Source organism: Halorussus aquaticus, assembly GCF_024218795.1.
Lineage (GTDB): Archaea > Halobacteriota > Halobacteria > Halobacteriales > Haladaptataceae > Halorussus > Halorussus aquaticus.
Genome location: NZ_CP100400.1, coordinates 3,171,340 through 3,196,188 on the forward strand (window position 1 = coordinate 3,171,340; position 24,849 = coordinate 3,196,188).

Consider the following 24,849-nt stretch of genomic DNA (forward strand, 5'->3'; position numbering starts at 1 on the left):
ACTAATCAGATTTAGAGACTATTTTGACTATTTATGTATGGTTCAAAATACTTAATTCAGACACGTTTGAATTCCTGGCAATGACTACCGCCAAACACGTTAGGAAATATACTAATTCTCGTGAAACCGTTCGGTCCGGAAATCCGACTATCGGGAACTCCGCGGAGGTGCCCGTATGAGTCGGGACCGGTTCTACGCAATCTTCCTCGCGGTTCTGCTGGTCGTCTCGGCGACGACTGCGGCCGTCCCGGCGTCGGCGTTCGCTCCGAACGCCGTCCCAGCGGTCGCGTCCGACGCGGCCGGAAACACCGCAGGTAACGACGAGACGACGACACTGACGACGACCACGACACGGACGACGACGACCGTGACACGGCCAACGACGACTGCGACCGCCGGAAACGACGAGACGACGACGCTCTCGACGACGACGACGAAACGGTCCGAGCGGTCGTCTCGGAAGTCGGACCCCAACGTCTCCTCGTCGCTACTCGAACGCGTGGAGTCGTCCGAGAGCGGTCCGAGTGCCGACAGCGTCGGCGACACCGAGTTCGTGCAGGTCGTCGTTCGGGCCGCTTCTGGACGGAGTGACGAGGCCGCCCGACTCGTGGGAACCCACGGCGGCGACGTGCGGACTCGTCACGAGAATCTCGTGCAGGCGCGTGTGCCCGCGGGAGCGGTGCAGGCGCTCGCGGCCTCGCCAGCGGTCGAGTTCGTTCGCCGACCGCGCGAGGCGGTCGCCACCGACGTCACGAGCGAGGGCCTGCGCAACATGGACGTCGGGACCGTCCACGAGACGAACTACACCGGCGAGAACACCACTGTCGCGGTAGTGGACCTCGGTTTCGACGTGACCAACCCCGAAATCACGGACCAACTCGTCGATTGGCGAAACTTCAGTTCGCCGGAGAGTCCCCGGACCATGGCGAACGAGAGCGGTCTCCACGGGACCGGCACCGCCGAACTCGTGGCCGAAACCGCACCGAACGCCTCGATAATCGCGGTGAAGGTGAACTACCCTCTCGAACTCTACGACGCCATCGACTGGATAAAGAACAACACTTCGGCCGACGTGGTCTCGATGTCCGTCGGGTGGTACAACGTCGGTCCGCTCGACGGGTCCGCGGAGATGAACCGCGAAATCAGGACCTCCGTCGAGTCCGGCACTCCGTGGGTCGTCTCCGCCGGAAACGAGGCCGACGGCAATCACTGGAACGGAACGTGGTCGAACCCCGACGACGACCAGTGGATGAACTTCCGCAGCTCGGACGAGCGGATGAACGTCACCCCCGCAGGCGGTTCCGGGACGCTCAGAACGGCGATTAGCTGGAACGACTGGCCCGTCAGCCACGAAGACTACGACGCGATTCTGGTCAACGAGAGCGGGGACGTGGTCGATTTCTCGGCTACCGTCCAGAACGGCACGCAGCGTCCCACGGAGTACATCTACCACTACGCGACGGAGAACGTCTATCTGAAACTTCGGAACCACGACGCCAACGGGTCGGCCGACTTCGACGTCTTCTTCCGGGGGAGCGCCGACCCCGAGTACGACACGGCCGCGAGAAGTGTCACCATCCCGGCGACCGGCCCGAGGGTCATCACGGTCGGGGCCGCGTACTACGGAACGAACGAACTCGAGGACTTCTCCTCGCGCGGCCCGACCATCGACGGCCGCCGAAAGCCCGACGTGGTCGCGCCGGACGGCGTGAGTTCCACGGCGTATCCCGACGGGTTCTACGGTACCTCCGCGGCCACGCCCCACACCGCGGGCGTGGCGGCGCTGATGCTCGACGCGGACCCGACTCTCACGCCAACCGAAGTCAAAGAGCGCCTGCGGTCCTCGGCGGTCCCCCTGCGCGGGACCGAACCGAACAACCGGACCGGCTACGGTCTGGTGGACGCCGACGGCGCGATTCGGTCGGTCGAGGAGCGGTACCCCGACCGCGTGACCTACTCGGGGTCCGTCTCCGAGGCCGACGGCGACCCCGCGGTCAACGACCCCGTCCGTGCCTACGCGCTAGATTCGTCTCGGAGACACAGTAACGCGACCGACGCCGCAGGGAACTTCTCCATCGACGCCTCGGGTGGCAACGACAGCTACGTTCTCGGCTACTATCAGGGCGACTCCGGGTCGATGCTCGACGACGGGTCGCCGGACCTGCAGGCGCTCGACCTCGTGAACGGGTCGAGTTCGACCGACCTCGGCGACGTGACGCTTCCGCAGGCACACGTCCTGAACGTGACGGTCGTGGACGAGACCGGGACTCCCGTCCCGAACGCCGACGTGGAAGTCGCGGACTTCGTCCACGAAGGCGGCAACCACGCCTACGTCTCGCACTCGGCCGAGACCGACGCCGACGGGAAACTGGTCGTCGGCGCGGCGGCGGGCATCGAAGTCTCCGGCGACGTGCGGGTGACGGCGGCCCCGCCGGACGGCAGTTCGCGGTTCGCCGGGCAGAACTACTCGGACGTCATCGACGTGCAGAGCGACACTAACGTCACGCTCACGCTGAACGGGAAGGGTGCCACGGTCTCCGGACGAGTGACCGACGCCGACGGAACCCCCTCCGCGGACGACGGTATCCTCGTCGCCAGCGACGCGACGGGGTACCTCGAGGTGGTCACGACCGACAAGACGGGGCGCTTCACCGCCACCGGCGTCGAAGAGGGCGACCCCTACTCGGTCGGCTACTTCCAGAACTGGAGTTCGGCCACGACCTTCCCCAAGGATGGAACCGCCGACATCTACACGCTAGCACGGGTGAACGTCACCGGTGACGAGGACATTGGCACTCGTCCCGTCCCGAACGCCTCGCTCCTGAACGTTCGCATCGTGGACGAGAGCGGCGACCCGGTGACCGACGCCACCGTCGAGGTGGACCACAACCGTCTGGGACTGACCAGCGGTCTCGGCAACGTCTCCATCGACCCTCAGGGGTACCTAGCTCCCGGCGAAGGCCGCGGCATCGAGATGACGGGTGACGTCGAGATTACGGTCACGCCGCCCGACACTCCGCGCTACGTGAATCGGACGTACGCGCGGAATCTGACGATCGACGGCGACCGGAACGTCACCGTCCAGTTAGAGAATCAGGACGTCGGGTCACCCGACATCTCGGCGTTCGACGTGTCTGTGACCGGCCAAGACGTGGACCTCACGTTCGAGTCCAACGAGCAGTTGTCGAACGTCACGGTCGAACTCGGCGGCGACGCCGCCGGAACCCTGACGCTCGTGGACTTCTCGGAGACGAACAAGTCGGGCACGTACGTCTACAGCGCCGACGTCTCGTCGGGCCGCGACGGCACCTTCCGTGCCACGCTGCTCGACGCCGAGGACGCCGACGGGTACGACGGTGCGAACGGGCAGTCCGACTCCGCGACCGCGGACGCCGAGGCCCCGTCGGTGAACGTCACGCTCCGCGACGCCACCGACGGTAACGGCGTCGTGAACGACGGCGACGAGGTCCGCATCGAGGCGACGGTGGTCGAGAACGGGACGAGCGTGGCGAACGTGACCGCGGACGCGACCGGTCTCGGTGCCGGAGCAGTCGAACTCGCACACCAGAGCGACGACACCTACGCCGCGACGATGATGGTCGATAGCGCAGACAACGGCACCGCGACCGTCACGGTGAACGCGACCGACGAAACCGGCAACGTGAACGCCGACGACGGGTCGATAGAAGTGGACAACTCGGCCCCAGATATTAGTTATTTCAATGTCACTTCCTTCTCTGTGGAGACGGCACTCAGTATCAGAATTCACTCCAACGAAGAATTGGCGACTCAGCGAGTGAATCTAATCAATTCCCGTGGGGACGTGGTCGAAACGTTCACCAACCTAAGCCGCACGAGTCACTCTGAGAACATATACGAGGCCACCTACGAAGTCGAAAACGATAGCGAGTACCGCGCCAACCTCGTCACCGCTACCGACGCGGCGGGCAACGCCTTCGTCGGCAACGCGACTGACAACACCACGGTGGACACGACTGCACCGGAAATTACGGACCTCGACCTGACGACCGACTCCAGAACGCTCGACGTGTCGCTGTCCGCCGACGAACCGCTCGACGCGTCCTCCGTGGTCGCCGAGGTCACGGACGAAAGCGGCACCACGGTCGCCACGCTGAACTCGTTCAACGGGACCGAGGCGACGAACGAGTACGCGGACAGCTACGACCTCCCCGACGGCGTCAACGGGACGTGGACCGTGAACGTCACGCGGGCCGAGGACGACCACGGTCTCGACGGCGCGTCGGGCCAGAACGCGTCGGCGTTCGTGGACACGGTCGCGCCGACCGTTTCTAACTTCACCGCCACGTTCGAGAACGGCACCGTCACGGTCACGTTCGACGCCGACGAGTCGCTCTCGACCGACCCGGGCGACACGGTGGTCGAGATTTACGATGCGAACGGCGACTTCGCGGCGGGGAAGAACGCCGTCGCGCGCGGAAGTCGGGCCTACGAGGTCACGTACGCCGTCGCGGGAGGCGTCGAAGGAAACTACACCGTCGAACTGGCGAGTGCCGAAGACGAGGCGGGCAACGGCGGTGCCGGTGGAGAGAGCGACACGGCGTTCGTAGACACCAGTTCCCCCGCCGTCTCGAATCTCACGGCGACCAACCCCGAGAACAAGACGATTCGAGTCGCGTTCGACGCGGACGAGTCGCTGAGCGACGTCTCGGTCGCCGTCACGGGTCCAGAGAGCGCGACCCTGACGGAGGCCGACTTCGCCCCCGACGCCGGGACGTACGTCGCGACGTACGCCGTCAGCGATGACGGCGAGTACGAGGTAACGCTGGAGACCGCGACCGACGCGCACGACAACGACGGTGCTGGCGGTCAACGCACCGACGTAACCGTCGATTCGACTGCGCCGAACGTCACGGACTCCGAAGTGACCAACGCCGACGGCGACGCCGCGGTCTCGGACGGCGAACGCGTGTCGGTGGTCGTGACCGCGTCGGACGAGTTCAGTACCGTCGAGAACGTCACCGCCGACGCCTCCGAACTCGGCGCTGGCACGGTCGAACTTGTTGGTTCGGACGCCGACGGCGTCTACCGAGGCAACTTCACGGTGGACGCGTCGAACGTCCCGGACGGAACCGCCGCGCTCTCAGTGACCCTGACGGACGTGCGGGGCAACGCCGAGGAAACGGTCGTCCGCAGTCTCCTGCTCGACGCCCGCAAGCCGAACACGACCCACACGCTCGGCGGGACGCGGAACGAAAACGGCTGGTACAACTCCTCGGTCGAAATCAACCTCACCGCCAGCGACGGAACGTCCGGCACGGCAACGACCGAGTACCGCCTCACGAGCGACTGGACGACCGACGGCAACTGGACGACCTACGACGGGAACGTCACGGTCTCTGCGGACGGGTCGTACACCATCACGTACCGGAGTGTAGACCACGCAGGAAACGCCGAGGAGAACCGGACCGCCGAGTTCGACGTGGACGCGACTCCTCCGATGACCACCCTCGGAACGAACGCGACGCCGAACGAGAACGGCTGGTACACCTCCGACGTGAACGTGACGCTCACGGCCATCGACGTGTCCAGCGGCGTGAACGCGACCTACTATCGCGTGGACGGCGACTGGAAGCAGTACGACGCCAGTACGGGCGTCCACCTGACGACCGACGGGAATCACACCGTCGAGTTCTACAGCGTGGACGAGGCAGGAAACGAGGAAGCCCACCGGACTCGGACGGTCAAAATCGACACGAAGAAGCCGACTCTCTCGGACCCGCCGGAGCTGAACCGGACCGAGGGAATTCTGCCCGAACAAGCCGTTCGAGTCGTCGTGAACGCCACCGACGGTAACGGCGTCGCCGACGTTATCGTGGACGGCAAGCGGGTCGGAGAGAACGGCGAGGGCTTCGTTCCGGCCGCACCCGCGCTCGGCAACCACACCTTCGAGGTGGTCGTCCGCGACGTGGCGGGCAACGAGGTGACGGTCAGTAACGAATCGACCGCGTACAGCGTGGGGCGGACGGTCGAGATGCGCCGGACCGCCAACGACGCCTTCTCGGCCGAGACGAACGACACGAACGTCGGCGAGGTGTCCATCCAAACCGACGCGACGAACGAGACCAGCGCGAGCGTCTCGGTCGGTACCGCGAAGACGAACCCCGAACCGAAGCGGACCGACCCGAAGGGGACCTCGCTGTACTTCCCGCAAATCGACACGTCGGTCCCGAACGACGACATCACGAACGCGACGGTCACGGTGACGGTAGACCGGTCGCGGGTTCGTCAGAAGTACGTCCGGCCCGACTCGGTGGCGTTCTGGGTCGAGGAGGAGAACCGAGCGACGGGTTGGGAGACGGTGGACGCCCGACGAATCGACGCCAGCGAATCCGACGGCACTTACACCTACGAAGTCGAGGCCCCCCACTTCTCGACCTACGCCGTCACGGGCGAGACGGAGTCGGCGGCCCCGAACGCGTCGCTCGGCGTCGCCAGCGACTCGCCGACGCCCGGTAACGTCACCCTCACGGCGTCCTACGGCGACGGCTACTCTGGCGTCGACCCGGCGAACGTCACGCTCCGGTTCGAGGGAACCGACCGGACCGCCGAGGCGACGGTGGGCGAGTCGGCTCTCACCTACACGCGAAACCTCAGTGCGGGCACCTACAACGCCACGCTGTTCGTGACCGACAACGCGGGCAACTCGCTCGCCGAACCCGAGACGGTCTCGTTCTCCGTCGAGAAGTCCGCCGGAGGCGGTGGCGGCGGCGGAGGCGGTGCGAACGTCCCCGACCCGTCGGTGCAGGTGCGAGTGACCGACCTGACGGCGAGCAGTCTCCGGGCGAAGGTCGTCAGCGCGCGCTCGGACTCGCCGGGGGACGTCGCGCCCGACGGCGGCATCTCGGCGGGCGACGTGACCGTCCGGGAACTCCGCGTCACACCCGCGAGCAGCGACCCCGAACCCCGGTTCTTCGTCGACGCCAGCGTCACCGAGGCGCCCCCGGGCGGCGCGAACGCGCCCGACGCCCCCGCGTTGGGCTACCTCCGCGTCGGCACGACGTTCATCTCCACGTCGGCGCTGGCCGAGGTCGGCGTCGAGTTCGCGGTGCCCGCCGACGCCGCGGCCGCGCCCGAGAACGTCGTGGTCTATCGTCTCGACGGCGACTCGTGGCGCGCGGTCGAAACCGAGGTCGTCGAAACCGGCGGCGGGCGGTACGTCCTGCGCGCGGCCGCCTCGGACACCGGCACCTTCGCGGTCGGCGTCCGGAGCGGCGCGGTCTCGGTGACGGACGCGTCGGTCGGCGCGAGCAGCGTCGCGCCCGGCGACACCGTGGCAGTCACCGCGACGATGGAGAACACCGGCGACGGCGTCGGCGCGACGACCGCGAGAGTCTCGGTGGACGGCGACGTCGTCGCCCGGGAGCAGGTCGAACTCTCGGCCGGTGAGTCGAAAACCGTCACCGTCGAGGTGACGCTCGACTCGCCCGGGACCCACGAACTCTCGGTGAACGGCGCGTCGGCCGGGTCGGTCTCGGTCGGCGGCGAGACGACGAGTTCAGACGGAAACGACCCCGGCGAGACGACCGGCGGCCCCACCGACGACGGAAGCAGTGGCGCTATCCCCGGGTTCGGCGTCTCGGCGGCGCTGGTCGCACTGGTGGCGGCGCTACTGGTCGCCCGGTCTCGCTGATAGAACCGCTCGCGCGAACCATCTCTTCGTCCCGGCGAACTGGTCTTCGTCTTCTTCGTCCCGGCGCACTGGTCTTCGCCCGGCCCACTCACGCCGTCGCGCTTCGAGTGCGGTCGCTCCGTAGACGCGACGAGTTCGGCTCACAGCGACCGGAGGTCCTCGCCGATGTCGTCCAGCGCCTCGTCGGCCGCGCTCACCGACTCGCTCGTGCTGAGGAAGCCGTGGGGCTGGTCGGGGTGGTGGTCGTGGCGGACCGCGACGCCCGCGGCGTCGAGACGCTCCGCGTACGCCGCGCCCTCGTCTCGGAGGGGGTCGAACCCGCAGGTGACCACCGTCGCGGGCGGGAGTCCCGACAGGTCCGGCGCCCGCAGCGGCGAGGCGTAGGGGTTCGCCCCGTCCACCTCGCTCCGGAGGTAGCGGTCCCAGAACCAGCGCATGTCGGTCTCGGTCAGGAGCGGGCCGTCGCCGTTCTCTTCGTAGGAGTCGGTGTCGAAGGCGTAGTCGGTGATGGGGTAGAGCAGGAACTGCCGGTCCGGAGCAGGCCCGTCCTGCTCGCGCGCTCGCAGGGCCGTCACCGCGGCGAGGTTCCCGCCCGCGCTCGTGCCCCCGACTGCGAGGCGCGCGGGGTCGCCCCCGAACGCCGAGGCGTTCTCCTCGGTCCACCGGAGCGCGGCGACTGCGTCGTCCACTGCGGCGGGGAAGGGGTGTTCCGGCGCGAGTCGGTAATCGACCGAGACGACGACGCACTCCCCCCGTCGCGCGAGTCGGCGACAGACGCCGTCGATGGAGTCCAGCGTGCCGAGGACCCACCCGCCGCCGTGGTAGTAGACCAGCACCGGCGCGGGGTCGCCGGTCGCGGGGTTCGAGTCCCGATAGACTCGAATGGGAATCTCCGTCTCCGGACCCGGAATCGCTAAATCGCGGACGAACTCGACCTCCGGCGGGTCGCCGCCGGAGAACACCTCGTCTTCGATTCGGCGGGCGGACTCGACCGACATGGCCGACCACTCTGGGACGCCCGCGGCTTCGATTTCCTCGACGACGTCCGCGACTTCGGGGTCGAGTTCGGTTCGCAGGGGCGTGGGCATGTTCCGGGGGTTTGTCGGCGAACGGGAAAGTACTGGTCCCGTTTCGCCCGAATCGGACGCCCCCGGTCCCTTCCGCATCTCTTCGCTGCCGCAACGCCGATATCTGACCGTGGAGTGGATTCGGTGTTATCGGGTCACGTCGAACGAGCGGTCGTGCGTCGTCGGTTCGTCGCCGAGAGTCTCTCGGTCTCCGGACGACTCCTCCGCGTCGATTTCACCCGGCGCGGAGACGAGTCGTTCGAGTCGATGCTCGAACTCCTCCTCGGTAATCTCACCTTCCGCGTATCGCCGCTTCAGGACCGTAACCGGGTCGTCTTCCGCCGTAGACCCTCGGGAGCCAGTCGCGGAGTGTCTCGGTGCGAACAGAACTGTCGGAACTGCTGCCGCCGACAGTAGCGTGAGCACCGTACCGACACCGACCAGCAGGTTCGGTAGCGTACCAGTCCACCGACTCGAAATCAGCAACACGGTGTAGTAGAACAGGACGACCGAGGCGACCGCCGCTCCGCCGGACAGCAGTAACCGCCACCGACGGCTATCGGGAGTCAACGCGGCGAGGACCTCGGCGGTGCGCGTCGCGTCTCGGGACTCGACCATACGACCGTCGTTGTCCAAGAGATGTAAAAATACTTTCCGTTACCCTCTTCTGGGTCTCCGTCGGGCCGTTTCCGCGTCTCACGCGTTCCTCGCTCTTCGACGTCCTCGTCCGTCCCACGTACCCGGAGACCAAACTACTAACTCGACTCCACGACTCGAATCGCTCATGGACGCCGACTTCGAACGCGGGGCGGAGTACGCCGCTCGGCGGGACGAGACCGACCCGCTGGCCCACCTCGCCGACCGATTCTACGACCCCGAAGACGAGTGGTACGTGGACGGCAACTCGCTCGGCCTGCTGTCGGAGGACGCCGAGGAGGCGCTCGACCGGGCGGTCTCGGAGTGGCGGGACCTCGCCATCCGCGGGTGGACCGACGCCGACCCGCCGTGGTTCCACTACGGCGAGCGGTTGGGCGACCGACTCGCGCCCCTCGTCGGCGCGACCCCCGAGGAGGTCGTCGTCGCCAACTCCACGACGGTCAACATCCACACGCTAATCGGCACCTTCTACGACCGGGCCGAGGGGTCGAACATCGTCGTGGACGAACTCGACTTCCCGACCGACCACTACGCCGTCCGCGCCCAACTCCGCCAGCGCGGGGCCGACCCCGACGAGGCCCTGACCGTGGTCGAGAGTCGCGACGGCCGGACCATCGAGACCGAGGACGTCGTCGCGGCGATGGACGACGACACCGCCATCGTCTTCCTTCCGTCCGTCCTCTACCGGAGCGGCCAGTTGCTCGATGTGGAGCGAATCACGGCGGCGGCCCACGACCGGGACATTCTCGCGGGGTTCGACCTCGCCCACTCGGTCGGCGCGGTGCCCCACGACCTCTCGGCCGTCGGCGTGGACTTCGCGGTGTGGTGCAGTTACAAGTACCTCAACGCCGGGCCGGGAGCCATCGCGGGTCTCTACGTCAACGAGCGCCACTTCGGCGAGACGCCCGCGTTGGCCGGGTGGTGGGGCCACGAGAAGGAAACCCAGTTCGAGATGAATCCCACCTACACCCCGGCGGCGGACGCGGGAGCCTATCAAATCGGGACCGTTCCGGTTCTCTCGGCCGCCCCGCTCGCGGGGTCGCTCGACGTCTTCGCGGACGCCGGTGACGCGACCGACGACACCGACGCACTCCTCGAAACCGGTATCGAGGCGGTCCGCGAGAAGTCCCTGCGACTCACCGAGTACCTGATATTCCTCGTCGACGAGCGCCTGCCGGACTGCGAGGTGGGGACGCCCCGCGACGCCGAGCGCCGGGGCGGCCACGTCGCGGTCGAGCATCCCGAGGCCTACCGCGTGAGCGAAGCCCTCAAAGAGCGCGGCGTGGTCGTTGACTTCCGACCGCCGAACGTGGTCCGAATCTGCCCCTCGCCGCTGTACACCGGCTACGAAGACGTCTGGCAAGTCGTCGAGCAGTTGCGGCAGGTCGTCGAGAACGAGGAGTACGAGCGGTTCGAGGAGCGCGGCGGCGGCGTGACGTAGCGGTTCCGTTCCGCGTAGCTCCGGCCCGGTTACGCGGGGACCCACGTAGTGACCGTCGCGTTCGGACTCGTCGTCCCCGGCGGACAGACGAATGTCGCCTCGCCGCGCCCGCCTGCGGGGACGTACGAGAGCGACGTCGATGGCTGAGGCTGGTCGCACCCCACCTCGACCGTGGCCGAAATCAGTCCCGTGTCGCCCCGGTTCACCAATTTCGCCCGCACCAGCACGCTCCCGTTCGAGAGCGTCTCCGTCCCCACGACGTGCGCCTCCGGGGGGACGTTGCTCGGCGGTTGAACGGCGTGCCACGCGACGTAGCCGAACACCAGCACCGTGACCAAGACGCTGAATCCGGTCAGTACCTTCTCGGCGGTCGAGGGGGCCGGTCGCTGCTCGTCGCTGCCCTGTTCTCCGCCACTCTGCTCTCCGTTGCCCCCTTCTCCGCCACTCTGTTTTCCGTCACCTCGTCGCTCGTCGGTGCAGTCCGTTCCGTCCTCGCTCATTGTATCACTACCTCCGCGGCGCTGGCGCCGATGGACGAGACGAACGAGACGACGACGATCAACTGGACCATCACGGACAGCGGCGCGTCCCTGAAGTGGCCGAACGCGGCGAGCAGGCCGGTGCCGACCACCAGCGAGACGGCGTAGACGAGGAACGCCTGCCCGACCTGCCAGACCTTCGTGCGTTGCTGGAGGCGGTTCCTCTCGCCTTGGAGTCCGAGTTCGTAGAGCATGAGGTACGAGACGAGAAGCGACAGCAGGACGAGCACCGCGGCGTGTTCCCACTCCATGTACGCGGCGATCAGTTCTATCTCCTGAGTCGGCGAGATGCCGCCAGCGATGAACACCGCGCCGATGCTGTAAATCGCGACCGTCGTGGTCACCGACCGCCTCGTCGCGCGTTCGTCGCCCTGCAGTACCTCGTTGGCGAGTGCGGCCCCGAACCCGAGCGGAACGACCTCGACGAGTCCGAGGCGAGCGATCACGATCAAGGAGTCGCCGAGTTCGACGACACCGAAGACGAACAAGACGATGTACGCGGCGGTGAAACTCTGGAGGACGAGTTCGGCGAAGTCGGTCACGGTCCTCCGAATCGCCTCCTTCGCACCCTCGCCGCCCGTCGCGTCGGTCCTCCGGAAGCTGACTTTCCGCGTGATGGCGAGGACCACCCCGAGTCCGACGACCGCGTAGACGAGCAGGTGGGTCGTCGGGAGAACCCATCCCCACCACCACGTCTCCATCGTGTACATGAACGTGGTGCCGACGACCAACAACGCCCCGACGATGGCCCGACCCTGCTCGCGCAGTTCGTCCGCGGGACGCTGCGTCCCTCTCTTACTCATCGCCAGTTACTGTCACTGCGAAGGGGGTTCAACGCACCGGCCGACTCACCGCCTCAGACCAGCACTTGCACCACGACGAACAGCACCACCACGCCGAGCACGTCACAGACGTTGGTCACGACCGGAATCACCACGTCGTCGGGGTCGAGTTTGAACCGGTAGGCGGCGTAGGTCGCGACCAGCGTCACGACGACGGCGAGGACGGCCAGCGAGAGTCCCGAAATCAGCGAGACGGCGACCACGGTCCCCACGAACAACTGCGCGCCGCCGGTGACGAACGCCAGCGCCCACCCACCCACGCCGACCACCGGGAAGACGGTCGCCGCGAGCGCGACAGTCGCCACCGCGTTGCCCGCGAGTTCGTCGTCGCCGGGGTCGAACGACAGCGTCCCGAGGTGGAACGCCGTCGAGAGGCGCGCCGCGAGGATGCTCCCGAGGTTGCCCGCTGTGCCTATCATCGCCGGAACGAGGACGAGCAGTGACGGGTACCGCAGGAGTTGGCCCTCGAACGTGTCGAGGACGAGTCCGCTCCCCACTTCGACGACCGCCAGCACCACGAGCAGCGGGAGCATCGCGCGGGTGATGCCCCGGACCGACCACGTCGCCCGCATCTATCCGCCTCCGAGCGCGAGTACCAGTCGGACCGCCGCCAGCAGCGCGGCCATTCCGAACACGTCGCCGGTGGTCGTGACCACCGGTCCCACGAGGGTATCGGGGTTGAGACCGCGTCGGTACCCGGCGAACACGGCCGCGACGACGACGATAGTCAGCGCGATACCGGACAGCACGCCCGCGACGAACGCCACGCCCGCGAGCGTGGCGAGCGACGCGCTCGGCCGGGATAACGCGACGAGGACGGCGTAGGTGACTACCGACGCGAACACGCTGATGACGACGCCGTTCAGCATCGCGGCCGACACCGCGGTGTACACCCGTCGGTCGTCGGGCACGGGGTTCGCGTCGATGAGTCCCTGATGGAGTGCGGTCGAGAGCTTCGCGCCCATCGCGCCGTACACGTTGCCGCGGGTCGCCAGCAGCGCGGGCACGAGAACCAGTAGCCCCGACACTTCCCGGAGGTCGCCCCGCATCCCACCCAGTACGAGTCCCGCGAACAGGCCGCCGACCGCACTGACCGCCAGTACGGGGAGGGCTTCGCGGTACGCCCGTTCGGCCACGTCGCGGACTGCCATCTACCGGTACCTCACGTCCCCCGGTCAAAAAAGCGGCGTGTCGGTCCCTCGGGCACGAGAGAACTTCTCAGTCGAGTTTCTGATAACGCCGCAGGAGGTACGCGCCCGCTCCGAGAATCGACGTGAAGAACACAGCGACTGCCCACAGCTCCTCCTTGGGTTCCCAGTCGCTCGCGTCTTCGACGTATTCGGCGTCGAAGTAGACTGCGAGCGGTGTGAAACACCAACTGTAACCGAATATCGCCACCGAAACGATCTCCGAGACGGGATTGATGGTGAGTGCGAGGGGCAATGCCGCTACCGACGTGAGCAGTGCCTTGTACCAGACGCCGGACCTCTCGCCGGACGTGATCCCAGAGAGTCGAACGTGACGCTCTACGAGGTACGCGAGGCCGACTGCGACGTTGGCGATCGGAATCATTCCACCGATGATCCAAGGGTTCGGTGTCGGCGACCAACTGGTTCCGTCTTTGACTTGCTCGGCGTCGAGGTAGATACCTACTGGAATCGCCCCTATTGTAATGATAAGGAGGATTTCCGACAGACTGTGGAATGCATCGTCGAGCAACAGACCAACGGCCCCCACGGCGATAGCGACCGCAAGCAGGTTTCGGGTCTTGTCGAGCGAGCCGTCGCCGCTGGCTATCTCCGTACCTCGGAGCGCCGCGGTCTTCTCGGCGTCGATGCCGTGCCACCCGTCCTCGGAGTCGAGCGCGACCCGGTCGCCGTAGACGTTGGCGAACTCGTCGCGTCCCCGGCCGAGCGCGTCCAACAACTGTTCGACGTGATCGCTCTCCTCGCCCTCGCCCGGCCACTCCAGATACGTCGCGACCGTCTCCCCGTCCGGCGTCTCCACGTTGAGTTGGAGCGCCTGCCGGGTCCGAATCGCCACGGGGTAGTCGTCGGGGACCTCGCTCGCGGGAATCTTCGCCGCCTCGGAGACGTTGCCCTCCTCGTAGGTCTTCGAGGCCCGTCGCCCGGCGCTGAGTTCCCGTTCGAGTTCGAGGAACTCGTCCACCTGCGCGTCCGGGTCGCGGTGTTCGCTCATACCTCACGCCTTACAAGTAAGCGAAGTTAATTGTGCGGGTTCCCGGACACGACCGCGGTCGCGGCGAACGATTCGGTCTGCGGAAAATAGCGGTGCGGCCGAGAGGCGGTCTGGCGGTTCAGTCGCCGAACGGACCCATCCCGCCCATGCCGCCGCCACCGCCGCCTCCGCCGCCCTGCATCTTCTTCATCATGCGCTCCATGTTCCCTTGGCCCATTCCTTGGAACTGCTTGAGGGTCTGGGACATCATCTTGTGCTGTTCGAGGAGTTCGCGCACGCGCTCCTCGTCCTTCCCGCTCCCCTTCGCGATGCGCTCGACCTGACTCGCGCCGATGGCGCGGGGGTTCTCCAGTTCCGCCTCGGTCATCGAGTCCATGATGACCTCGAACGACCGCATCCGGTCTTGGGTCACGTCCATGGCGTCGTCCGGGAGTTCGTCCATCAGACCCCCGCCACCGCCCATCCCGGGAATCATGTCCATCACTTGGTCGAGCGGTCCCATGTTGTTCATCGCCTGCATCTGGCGGCGCATGTCCTTCAGGGTGAACTCGCCCTTCAGCATGTCTTCGGGGTCCCAGTCTTCCTCCTCCTCCTGGGTCTCCTCCATCGCGCGCTCGACGCGCTCGGTGAGTTGCTTCAGGTCGCCCATCCCGAGCAGGCGCGAGATGAACCCGGACGGCTCGAAGCGCTCGATGTTCTTGACCTCCTCGCCGGTGCCGAGGAAGGCGATGGACGAGTCGGTCTCGTTGACCGCGGTCAGCGCACCGCCACCCTTCGCGGTCCCGTCGAGCTTCGTGACGATGACGCCCTCGATACCGATGGAGTCGTCGAACTGGCTGGCCTGATCTTTCGCGCCCTGCCCGATGGCGGCGTCGAGGACGAGCAGGTTCCGGTCGGGGTCCACCGCGCGCTCGATGTCCTCTATCTCGTCGATGAGGTCGTCTTCGAGCGCGTGGCGACCCGCGGTGTCCACGATGTGAACGTCGGCGTCGCTCGTGGCTTCGAGTCCGTCGCGGGCGATTTTGACCGGGTCCTCCTCGTCGGGGTCGCCGTAGAAGTCCACTTCGGCGCGCCCGGCCATCTCCTTGGCTTGGTCGTACGCGCCGGGCCGGAAGGTGTCGGTCTGGACGATAGCGGGCCGAAGCCCCTTCTTCGAGAACCACCACGCCATCTTGGCCGCGGTGGTCGTCTTCCCCGACCCCTGTAGACCGGCGAGCAGGATGGTCTGCTCTTCGAGCGGAATCTCGGTGCTGTCGCCCACGAGCGCCACCATCTCTTCGTAGACGATGCTGAGGACGTGGTCGCGCGCCGAGGTTCCGGCGGGCGACTCTTCCTCCAGCGCGCGTTCCTTGATGGAGTCCGACAGCTCCATCACGAGGCTGACTTCGACGTCGGCCTGCAGGAGCGACCGCTGAATCTCCTTGACGATCTCCTCTACGTCCTCCTCGGTCACGCGGGACTGCCCGCTGAGTTTGCCGAGGGAGTCGCGGAGGGAGTTTCCGAGGTCGTCGAGTACCATTGTTACCGTAGATAGACCGCGTGGGCGTTAAAGGCTTTTTCTAGCCCTCGAAGCCGACCCCTCGACTCTCGTCGTGGACCCTCGGTCATTCGCTTCGACCGGTGGCCGATAGAATTATGTCCCGACCCTCGAAATCTGCTCCCGCATACCTTCAATGCATGGCACGCGATTTAACAAAGGCACACGACAGCTCGGCCGGACCGAACGTCGAGTCTCCCGACGCGAGCGGTGACTCCCGCCGACGGACGGCCGGCGGCCTCGCCGGTGAACTGGCGAGCGACGCGTACAACATCGTCGCCGCCTTGGGATTCCTCTCGCTGGCGTACTGGCTCCTGTTCCGCAACCTCCCCGTAGAACTGTTCACGCTCGGTCTGGTGGCGACGGTACTCGTCGCCGTGAACGCGGTGGTAGCCGTGCGTCGCCGGGACGACTGAAAAACTGCGTCGGCCCCGAACTACTCGTCTTCGCCGAGGAGTCGCCCGACGAGTTCCTCGGGGTCGAACTGCTCGATGTCGTCGTACCCCTGTCCCGTACCGAGGAAGAGGATTGGTTTGCCCGTGACGTGGGCGATGGAGATGGCCGCGCCGCCCTGCGAGTCGGCGTCGGCCTTGGTCAGTATCGCGCCGTCGATTTCGGCGGCGTCGTTGAACTGCTTGGCGCGCTGGACCGCGTCCTGTCCGGCCACGGCCTCGTCCACGAAGAGGGTCATGTCCGGACCGACCACGCGTCCGATCTTCTCCAGTTGGTCCATCAGGCCCTCGTCGGTGTGGAGGCGACCCGCGGTGTCGCCCAGCACGACGTCGATGTCGTTCGAGTTGGCGTACTCGACCGCGTCGTAGATGACCGCCGCGGGGTCGCCGCCCTGCTCGTGGGTGATTATCTTCTTGTCGAGGTTCTCGGCGTGTTCCTCGATCTGCTCGTTGGCCCCCGCGCGGTAGGTGTCGCCGTTGGCGATGACCGTCGAGAGACCGCGGTCCTCGAAGTACTTCGAGAGTTTGGCGATGGTCGTGGTCTTGCCGACGCCGTTGACGCCCGTGAAGATGATGGTGACGGGCTTGTCGGCCTCGGCGATTCGCTGGTCGAAGTCGAACTGTCCGACCGAGATGACCTTCAGCAGCGAGTCGTGGAGCGCCTCCTCGACAACGTCGGCGGTCTCGCTGTTGAACGACCGCGTCGCGCCCACGAGGTCCTCCCGGATGTTCTCCAGAATCTCGTTGGCGACGCTCAGTTCCACATCGCTCTCCAGCAGCGCCATCTCCAACTCCCAGAGGGGGTCCTCGACGTCCTGTTCCTCGATGACGATTTCGCCCTTGGCGAACGACTTGGCCTTCTGTGCGAACCCGCGACCGGAACCGGCGTCCTCGGAGTCGGACTCCTCGGATACGCCTGAGGAGTCCGACTCCGTCTCCGCCGTCGTTTGCGTTCCGGCGTCCGCCTCGGCCGCGGCCTCTGCTTTCGCTTCGGCCTCGGCTTCTGCCTCCGCTTCCGCTTCGGCTTCTTCGGCCTTCTCCTCGGTCGTCTCCTCGACGTCCTTCCGGAAACTCCCGAGTTTGTCCTTCAGGCTATCGAACATCGCCGATTACTCGTCCTCGTCTTCCTGCTGGCCCTGCATCTGCTGCATCTGCTGCTGCATCTGCTGTTGCTGGAGTTGCTGGGCCTTCTGCTCCAGTTCCGCGCTCTCTTCCTCGATTTGACTGACCTCGTCCTCGAACTCCGAGATACGCTCGTCGAGGGCGTCCTGCTTGTTTTCGAGGGTCTCGACCGCGTCCTCTTCCTCGCGTTCGGCCGCGAAGCCGCCGCCCAGTTCCACGACGATCTCGTCGAGGTCCTGCACTTCCGCGTGAACGTGTGCGCCGCCGCCGAGGGGGACCTGCACGACCGACCCGGTGTCGAGCGCGTCGATGGTCTCGATGGCCTCGTCGATGTCGTCCTTCTCCTCGCGGAGGTCCTCGATTTCGGCCTCGATCTCCTCTTGCTGCTCTTCGAGTTCCTGCAGCTGCTGGGAGAGTTCCTGCAGTTCGGGGTTGCCGCCGCCGCCGCCCATCATTGTGCCTCGACCTCCTCGACCTCGACCTGCGTCCGCTTCAGACCGTGGCGACCGCCGAAGTTGGCGTAGGTGTGCTCCTCGGCGACGTCCTCGTTCGTGGCGTCGACGCTCGTTTCGAACTCCTGCCAGCCGTCTCTGGCTTGGAACTTACCGCGAACAGTAAACTCACTCATGGACGTATCTGGGATACGCGGAGGGAAGAATCTTCCTACTCGGGGACAGCCGACCCGAAGCCGGTCCGGGAGTTTCGCGACGCTCGGGCGGGCGTCGGTGAGCGAGGCGGCCTCCATCGTTCGGACTCGCCCTCGGCCGGACGGTCGCTCCCCCGCTCACCCTGTCGTTCGGTCGCTCACTTCCCTTCGAGTTCGTCGAACAGGTCCGCGACGCGCTCCTCGATTTCGTCGCGAATCGCCCGCACCGCGTCGAGGTCCCGCCCGTCCGGGTCGTCGAGTCCCCAGTCGCGGTTCTCGCCCGACCACGTCGCGGGACACACGTCCTTCGCCGAACAGCCCATCGTGACGACGTAGTCGCACTCCTGCAACTCCTCGGGAGTCACTTCCCGCGGCGTCCGGTCGGCGAGGTCGATTCCGCGCTCGCGCATGACCTCGACCACTTCCTCGTGGACGTGGTCTGCCGGGTCGGTGCCGCCGGTGACGATTGCCACGTCCTCGGCCCCGCGCTCTTCTCGCTCGCGCTCGGCGAACGCCGTCGCCATCTGGCTCCGCCCCGCATTCTGTACACAGACGAAGGCGACTCGGGTCTCGTCGCTCATCGCTCCGCCTCCGCGGTCGTCATCTGGAATCGAGCGTCCACCTCGCTCTCACGGTTGTCCTCACTCTCTTGGGAAAAGCGTCGCCGGAGACGGTCGGCTTTGGTCATCGTTCGACCGATTGAGCGAGCATTCAGATAACTGTTCCGCGTCCGTACTCGGTCCGTTTCACCGTCGGCACGTCACACGCTCGGTGAACTCGCGCCATCGCCGAACTCACACCGAGAGCGGACTCACTGTCGATTCAGAGACCGGCGACTCGTGTCGAAAACGTAGCGGCTTCCCAGAAACACGGAACCACTCCGGTCCGCGAGACCGCCGACCGGACCGGCCGGAACGATTACGCCTCGAACGCTCGGAGCGCGTCGAGGCGGGCCTCGGCGCTCCCGTCGGCGAGCGCGTCGCGGGCCAGTTCGACGCCCGCCCCGACCGAATCGGCGTCGCCGCCCGCGTAGATACGGAAGCCAGCGTTGAGCGCGACGGCGTCGGCGACCGGACCGTCGCGTTCGCCCGACAGCACGCGCTCGGTGATGCGGGCGGAGTCGGCCGGGAGGTCGTCCACTTCGAGGTCCTCGCGCTCGAATTCGACGCCGAGCGCCGCCGTTTCGATCTCGTCGTCCACGATTTCGCCGTCGCTCCGGTCGGCGTCCCACACGGCGAACCGGGTCGTCCCCGGGCGCACGTCGTCGTACCCTTCCATTCCCTGCGCCATCACGACTCGCTCGTTGGGGAGTTCGCGGCTCTCGCGGACGGTCCCCGCGATGCGCTCGGCGTACGAGAGGTGGTAGAAGCTCCCGAAGTGGACGCTCGCGTTGGCGGGGTTCGCCAGCGTCTCGACGGTGTTGATGGAGGTCCGAACGCCGATGGACTTCCGAGCGGGCCGACGCTCGTGGACGAGGGAATTGAACTGCGACTGGGCGTAGAAACCGAACCCGACCTCGTCCACCATCGCGGCGCTCCGCTCGGGTTCGAGGTCGGTGGGGACGCCCAGTTCGTCGAGAACGTCGCCGTAGGTCGTGCCGTACTTGGCGGGGAGCGAGGGGCCGCTGTGGGCGACCACGGGCGTTCCCGCCGCGGCCGCGACCAGTCCCGAGGCGACGCCCAGCACGGCCGTCTTCTGCTTGCCGTCGTAGTTACCGCCGCAGTCCACGGGGTCGGCGTCGGGTTCCGCCACCGCGACAGACCGCTCGCGCATGGCGTCCACGAACCCGGCCAGTTCCTCGGGGGTACTCTCTTTCCAGCGGTTCGCCAGCAGGAACGCCCCGAGCGTCTCCGGGTCGGCGTCCCCGACGAGGACGCGGGCGAACGCCTCTCCGGCCTGCTCGTAGGTCATGTCGTCGGCGGTCTTCGGACCGGAGCCACAGACCTCGGTCAGGAGTCGGAGGAGCGTCCACTCGCCCTCGACTTCCGCGTCGCCGCCTCCGGCGGTCGATGCTCGGTCGCCGCTCACTGCTGGTTCACCTCGATTTCGTCCTCAACTCGCCCGACGCCGACCGCCGGTCCCAGTTCGCTCGCGCTCCCGCCCAGACAGTTCTTGACCGTCTCGCGGACGTTCACCACGTCGCCGACGACGGTGACCGCGGGCGGTTCGATATCGGCGTTCCGGGCGCGCTCGACGATGGTGTCGAGCGACCCCGTCACGGTCCGCTCGGAGGGGAGCGTCGCGCGTTCGACCATGGCGACCGGCGTGTCCGCACAGACCCCGTGCGATTCGAGCGCCGCGACGTTGTCCGGGAGTCGGCCCACGCCCATCAGGACGACGAGCGTGCCGCCCGCCGAGACGATGCTGGCGAGCGCCTCCCAGTCTATCGCGCTGTCGGGTTTCGTCGGGTCCTCGTGGCCCGTGACGACGGCGAGCGCGGAGGCGTGGTCGCGGTGGGTCGCCGGGATGCCCCCGGCGCTCGGCCCCGCGACGGCGCTGGTCACGCCCGGCACGAACTCGAAGGGGACGCCGTGGCGCGCGAGGTACTCCGCCTCCTCGCCGCCGCGGCCGAACAGGGTCGGGTCGCCGCCCTTGAGTCGCACCACGTCGCGGCCCGCCCGCGCCTCGCGGACCAGCATGTCGTTGATTTCGGCCTGCGGCGTCCGGTCGCCGCCGGGTCGCTTCCCGACGTTCTCGACGGTGGTGCAGTCTGGAACCGATTCGACGAGTTCGTCGCCCACGAGGTTGTCGTGGAAGACGACGTCGGCCTCGTCGAGCAGTCGCCGGGCCTTCACGGTCAGCAGTTCGGGGTCGCCCGGTCCCGCTCCGACGAGGGAGACGGTACCGGTGGTCGCGTTTCTGTTCGGGTGGCTCATGGTTGTGGTCTGGTCTGGTCTGCGTCTCGCGCCCGCCGGTAGCGGACTCGGTAGACGTTCGCGGGGTCGGTCAGGTCGCCCCGCGGAACGGACGCGTCGCTCTCGGTCGGGTGTTCTGCTGTCGATGCTCCCTCGCTCTCGTGGGCCCCCTCGTGGTGGTGGAACTCGCGGGCCGCGGCGACGAGGAACGAACACGGCTCCCGGCAGGGAATCGCGTCGTCCTCGGAACCGGCGGCGTCGCCGGGCGATTCGTCGGCGTCCGGCGCGTCGTCCTCGGCGTCGCCCGCGTCCCACTCCCGACGCTTCTCGCAGTTCTCGCAGCACGCCGCGACCGTGCCCGCCACTTCCTCCGGCGAGCAGTCGGCGACGGACTCGTAGATGCCGGTCTGGCGGTCGGCGACCGCCCGGAACGGGACCGGGTCGAGGTCGCCAGCGCGCTCGGCGGCCCAGTGTTCGACGCCCGCCGGATAGACTGTCGAAACTGCCCGCAGCAGTCCCTCGCGGTCGAGGCCGGTGAGGACCCACCCCGCGGGGAGCGTGGATTCGCCCGCGAACGGGCGATACCGGCCGTCGTCGGCGTACCGGACCAGTTCCGGTAGTTCGCCGACGGACTGCCCGTCGAGGTCGGCGGCGGCCGCCTCGCGGTCGCTGCGGTGTCGCAGGTCGTACTCGCCCGCGCCGGTCGCGGTGACGGCGAGTTCGCCCCAGACGCGAGTCTCGTCGCCGGACGCACCGGGTGCGTTCTCGTCGGATGCACTTTCGACCGCTCCGGACGCGCTCTCGACCCACGAGACGAACTCGTTCCCGGCCGCCTCGCGGACCGGGCGCTCCGGACCCGCGGCGGCGGAGTCGAGGTCCGCGCCCGCCTCCGCGGCGCGCTCCAGCACCACGTCCAAGACGAGGGGGTCGGTGCCGACCGCAGAGGCGTACCAGATGCGCCGGTCCTCGACGGTTCCCGGGACGGGGTAGCCCGACCTCGGGTCGTCGGTGAGACCCAGTAGCTCGGGAATCTCGTCCTGCGTGTGGAACCCGTCGGCGACGAACAGCGGGACGACGGCCACCTCGTCGGCCGAGAACTCGTCCAGAACGTCCTCGACGTAGGGGGCCTCGTCCATGAACAGCGCGCCGACTTCGGCGAAGTCACTGCGTTCGCGGAGCGCCTCGACGTGGTCGTAGACGGCGTCCGCGCTGTTCGGATTGCGCTCGGTGCCGTGACCGATGACCGCGAGCGCGGCGTCTCCGGGGTCCACGCTCCCGTGGGCGTCGCCCTCGCCTTCCAGCATCCGCCGGGCGCGGGCCGCGATGACGTCGGTCATGTCGGGGTGGGTGCCGACCGGGTCGGCGTACCGGACGGTCGGCCCGTCGTCGCCCCTGTCGTCCTCGCCGAGACCGAACTCCCGGGGGAGGACCTGCTCCACGAAGTAGCCCTCGCTGACGAACAGCGGAACGACGATGGCCTCGTCGGCGTCGATGGTGTGCAGGACGTCCCGGAACGACGGGGCCTCCTTCCAGTACGCCGGGCGGACCTCGGCGAAGTTCCCGCGTTCGCGTGCGGCCTCGACGGCGACGCGAACCGGAGTCGCGGAGTCGGGATTGCGGTGAGAGCCGTGTCCCGCGACGACGAGCGCCTGTTCAGTCATCGTCGTTCCCGGTCGTCTCTGACTCCTCGGTCTGGTCGTCGGCCTGTGCCTCTTCGACTCTCTCGGCGTACTTTTCGAGGTCCGCGGCCAGCGCCCGGGCCTGCTCCGGCGAGAGGTCCGCGCGGTCGGCGTGGGCCGGGAGCGCGTCGAGACTCGTGTTGTCGAGTTCGAACTGGAGTTCGACGCGGTCGGGGTCGTTGCGCGGCGCGGTCACGTTCAGCGTGGCGTACGCCGACTCCTCGAAGTCGTGGCCCTCGGCGCGGGCCTCCACGAGGTCCAGCGTCGTGTACGCGTTGACTTTCAGTACGCGGTCCGCCATGGTCAGTCGTCGCTCGTGATGGGGTTACCGCGCGCGTCGGTCGGCGCGGGCGAGTCGTCCATCGCGTCGTCCTCGGCGTAGGGGTACCACGTCATCTTCGTGTTGTGCATGTAGGGGTCCTCGTAGTCGGTCTCCTCGGGGTCGGCGAGCGCCTGCACCTCGTCCTCGTCGCGCTGCCGGACGAAGTCCCGGAAGCTCTCGCCGTCCTCGCGCTCGGCCTCGTAGACCTCCAGCAGGTTCCGGATGTAGCCCGGAATCTCGTCGGCGGGCACGCGCATCTCGACCCAGTCGGCGAACTCGGGGTTCTCGCCGAGACCGCCGCCGAGTCCCACGTCGAACGCTTCGACGGGTTCGCCGTCCTTGCGGGCCTTCATCCCGCGGAGCGAGATGTCGGCAATCTGGGGCTGGGCGCACGAGGCGGTGCAGCCAGAGAGGTGGATGTGGAAGTCCTCGACGCCCTCGGGCACCGGCACGTTCTCCTTGAGCCAGCGGGCGTACCGGACCATCCGGTTCTTCGTCTCCACGATGGACAGCGAGCAGTACTCGGTGCCGGTACACGCGATGGACCCTCGGAGGAACGGATGGGGGTCGGGCGAGTACTCGTCGAGCAGCGGTTCGTCGAGGAAGGCGTCGAGTTCATCGGAGGGGATGTCGCCCACGATGAGGTTCTGGCGCTGGGTGACGCCGATCATCTCCGAGCCGTATGAGTCCGCGAGGTCCGCGAGTTCGACGACCTCCTCGGCGCTCATCCGACCGACCAGCACCGAGAGACCGACGAAGTGGTCGCCGTCGTTCTGGTCGTGGACGCCGACGTAGTCGCCCGGCGCGTCGGACCGTCCGGCGTTGTAGTCGTACTGGTCGCGCAGGTTCTCCCCCGCGGTCGGGAGTTCGTAGTCCACGTACTCGTCCTGCAGGGTCTCCCGGACCTTCTCCGGCCCCCACTCGTCCACGAGGAACTTCATGCGGGCGCTGAAGCGGTCCTCGCGGTCGCCGTAGTCGCGGAACAGTCCCGAGAGGCCCGCGGCGACCTCGGCCGCGTTCTCCGGGCGGCAGAACACGTCGATGTCCCGGGCGAACCGGGGTTCCTTCCGGGCGAGACCGCCGCCGACCCGGACGTTGAACCCTTCGACCTCTTCGCCGTCGGTGGTCTTGACCGCGGGTTCGAAGGCGAGGTCGTTGATGTCGCCCTGCCCCGCCCCGCGGGTGTCGCCGGTGACGGCGACCTTCCACTTGCGGGGGAGGTTCTCGTACAGGTCGTTGCCTTTGAACTCGTCGTGGAGGTTCTGGACGACGGGCCACACGTCGAGGTGTTCGTCGGCGTCGCGTCCGGCCACGGGCGACCCGACGATGTTCCGCCACGAGTCGCCGCAGGCCTGAATAGTAGAGAGACCGACAGACTCCAGCTTCTCGAAGATGTCCGGGATGTCCTCGACCTTTATCCAGTGGAGCTGAATCGACTGGCGTGTGGTGAAGTCGGCGTAGGCGTCGCCGAACTCGGGGTTCTCGACCGGGCCGGTCGCGTACTCCCGCGCCACCTCGCCGACGACGCGGAGCTGTTCGGGCGTGAGTCGGCCCATCGGGACGCCGATGCGCATCATGAAGTACGACTCTTGGCCCTTCCGCTGGTGGTAGAGACCCCACCACTTGAACCGCTCGAACCACGCGTCGTGTTCGTCCTCGGGGATGGCGTCCCACCCCTCCTCGGCGAATCGCTCGAGGTGGTCGCGTATCTCCACTCCGTATATCTCGTCCTTCCAGGTCTCGACTTTACTCGGCATGGACAGCAAAACGCAGTCTACCAATAAAGCGCCAGTTCCCCCGTCAATCTTCCCCGATGCTC

At 67.2% G+C, this 24,849-nt stretch carries 20 protein-coding genes; 3 read left to right on the forward strand and 17 right to left on the reverse strand.

Going from position 1 to position 24,849, the window contains the following annotated elements:
• The first annotated feature begins 175 nt into the window (after positions 1 to 175).
• Positions 176 to 7,672: a S8 family serine peptidase gene (locus NGM06_RS16320; protein ID WP_254267977.1), complete on the forward strand. Its 7,497-nt coding sequence runs from the start codon at positions 176 to 178 to the stop codon at positions 7,670 to 7,672.
• Between the two features lie 140 nt (positions 7,673 to 7,812).
• Here NGM06_RS16320 and lipP1 read toward each other — a convergent pair whose 3' ends face one another.
• On the reverse strand, positions 7,813 to 8,760 hold the full coding sequence (lipP1, locus tag NGM06_RS16325; protein ID WP_254267978.1) for a LipP1 family hormone-sensitive lipase: 948 nt from the start codon (positions 8,758 to 8,760) through the stop codon (positions 7,813 to 7,815).
• A gap of 126 nt (positions 8,761 to 8,886) precedes the next feature.
• On the reverse strand, positions 8,887 to 9,357 hold the full coding sequence (locus NGM06_RS16330) for an SHOCT domain-containing protein (protein ID WP_254267979.1): 471 nt from the start codon (positions 9,355 to 9,357) through the stop codon (positions 8,887 to 8,889).
• 166 nt (positions 9,358 to 9,523) lie between these two features.
• Between NGM06_RS16330 and kynU the strand changes: the two genes are divergently transcribed.
• Entirely contained in the window at positions 9,524 to 10,837 is a 1,314-nt protein-coding gene (kynU, locus tag NGM06_RS16335; protein WP_254267980.1) for a kynureninase, read from the forward strand.
• Between the two features lie 29 nt (positions 10,838 to 10,866).
• Here the strand turns inward: kynU and NGM06_RS16340 are convergent, their stop codons facing one another.
• The 6 genes from NGM06_RS16340 to NGM06_RS16365 all read right to left on the reverse strand — a co-directional run bounded on the left by NGM06_RS16340 (position 10,867) and on the right by NGM06_RS16365 (position 15,936).
• On the reverse strand, positions 10,867 to 11,337 hold the full coding sequence (locus tag NGM06_RS16340; protein ID WP_254267981.1) for a hypothetical protein: 471 nt from the start codon (positions 11,335 to 11,337) through the stop codon (positions 10,867 to 10,869).
• Positions 11,334 to 12,179 (reverse strand): DUF2391 family protein, encoded by an 846-nt coding sequence (locus NGM06_RS16345; protein ID WP_254267982.1) that lies wholly within the window; start codon positions 12,177 to 12,179, stop codon positions 11,334 to 11,336. Before NGM06_RS16345 ends, NGM06_RS16340 begins: the two co-directional genes overlap by 4 nt.
• A 53-nt stretch (positions 12,180 to 12,232) precedes the next feature.
• The gene (locus NGM06_RS16350) at positions 12,233 to 12,790 is read right to left on the reverse strand and encodes a magnesium transporter (protein WP_254267983.1); all 558 of its coding nucleotides are present in this window, start codon (positions 12,788 to 12,790) and stop codon (positions 12,233 to 12,235) included.
• Positions 12,791 to 13,369, reverse strand: coding sequence for a magnesium transporter (locus NGM06_RS16355; RefSeq protein WP_254267984.1), 579 nt, complete (start codon positions 13,367 to 13,369; stop codon positions 12,791 to 12,793). It abuts the gene before it with no gap.
• Between the two features lie 67 nt (positions 13,370 to 13,436).
• Positions 13,437 to 14,417, reverse strand: a complete 981-nt coding sequence (locus tag NGM06_RS16360; RefSeq protein ID WP_254267985.1) for a hypothetical protein — start codon at positions 14,415 to 14,417, stop codon at positions 13,437 to 13,439.
• A gap of 118 nt (positions 14,418 to 14,535) precedes the next feature.
• A complete protein-coding gene (locus tag NGM06_RS16365; protein ID WP_254267986.1) occupies positions 14,536 to 15,936 on the reverse strand; it encodes a signal recognition particle protein Srp54 in 1,401 nt (466 codons plus the stop codon).
• A gap of 158 nt (positions 15,937 to 16,094) precedes the next feature.
• Here NGM06_RS16365 and NGM06_RS16370 point away from each other — a divergent pair, with 158 nt between their 5' ends.
• Positions 16,095 to 16,370 carry a hypothetical protein gene (locus tag NGM06_RS16370; RefSeq protein ID WP_254267987.1) on the forward strand — a complete coding sequence of 92 codons (276 nt, stop codon included), beginning with the start codon at positions 16,095 to 16,097 and terminating at the stop codon, positions 16,368 to 16,370.
• A gap of 20 nt (positions 16,371 to 16,390) precedes the next feature.
• On the opposite strand, the gene ftsY is transcribed toward NGM06_RS16370, so the two are convergent.
• The 9 genes from ftsY to NGM06_RS16415 form a co-directional block, all read right to left on the reverse strand.
• Positions 16,391 to 17,509, reverse strand: a complete 1,119-nt coding sequence (ftsY, locus tag NGM06_RS16375) for a signal recognition particle-docking protein FtsY (protein ID WP_254267988.1) — start codon at positions 17,507 to 17,509, stop codon at positions 16,391 to 16,393.
• Positions 17,510 to 17,515: 6 nt separating this feature from the next.
• Complete coding sequence (gene pfdA / locus NGM06_RS16380) at positions 17,516 to 17,983, reverse strand: prefoldin subunit alpha (RefSeq protein ID WP_254267989.1); 468 nt, start codon at positions 17,981 to 17,983, stop codon at positions 17,516 to 17,518.
• The gene (rpl18a, locus tag NGM06_RS16385; protein WP_163519624.1) at positions 17,980 to 18,156 is read right to left on the reverse strand and encodes a 50S ribosomal protein L18Ae; all 177 of its coding nucleotides are present in this window, start codon (positions 18,154 to 18,156) and stop codon (positions 17,980 to 17,982) included. Before rpl18a ends, pfdA begins: the two co-directional genes overlap by 4 nt.
• Positions 18,157 to 18,332: 176 nt before the next feature.
• On the reverse strand, positions 18,333 to 18,755 hold the full coding sequence (locus NGM06_RS16390; RefSeq protein WP_254267990.1) for an arsenate-mycothiol transferase ArsC: 423 nt from the start codon (positions 18,753 to 18,755) through the stop codon (positions 18,333 to 18,335).
• A gap of 337 nt (positions 18,756 to 19,092) precedes the next feature.
• On the reverse strand, positions 19,093 to 20,202 hold the full coding sequence (locus NGM06_RS16395; protein ID WP_254267991.1) for an anthranilate phosphoribosyltransferase: 1,110 nt from the start codon (positions 20,200 to 20,202) through the stop codon (positions 19,093 to 19,095).
• Positions 20,199 to 21,050, reverse strand: coding sequence for a uroporphyrinogen-III C-methyltransferase (gene cobA, locus NGM06_RS16400; RefSeq protein ID WP_254267992.1), 852 nt, complete (start codon positions 21,048 to 21,050; stop codon positions 20,199 to 20,201). The genes NGM06_RS16395 and cobA overlap by 4 nt, the downstream gene beginning before the upstream one ends.
• The gene (locus tag NGM06_RS16405; protein ID WP_254267993.1) at positions 21,047 to 22,690 is read right to left on the reverse strand and encodes a CbiX/SirB N-terminal domain-containing protein; all 1,644 of its coding nucleotides are present in this window, start codon (positions 22,688 to 22,690) and stop codon (positions 21,047 to 21,049) included. The genes cobA and NGM06_RS16405 overlap by 4 nt, the downstream gene beginning before the upstream one ends.
• Positions 22,683 to 23,009, reverse strand: a complete 327-nt coding sequence (locus NGM06_RS16410; RefSeq protein WP_254267994.1) for a DUF6360 family protein — start codon at positions 23,007 to 23,009, stop codon at positions 22,683 to 22,685. The genes NGM06_RS16405 and NGM06_RS16410 overlap by 8 nt, the downstream gene beginning before the upstream one ends.
• Before the next feature lie 2 nt (positions 23,010 to 23,011).
• Positions 23,012 to 24,787, reverse strand: a complete 1,776-nt coding sequence (locus NGM06_RS16415; protein WP_254267995.1) for a nitrite/sulfite reductase — start codon at positions 24,785 to 24,787, stop codon at positions 23,012 to 23,014.
• Positions 24,788 to 24,849: the final 62 nt, after the last annotated feature.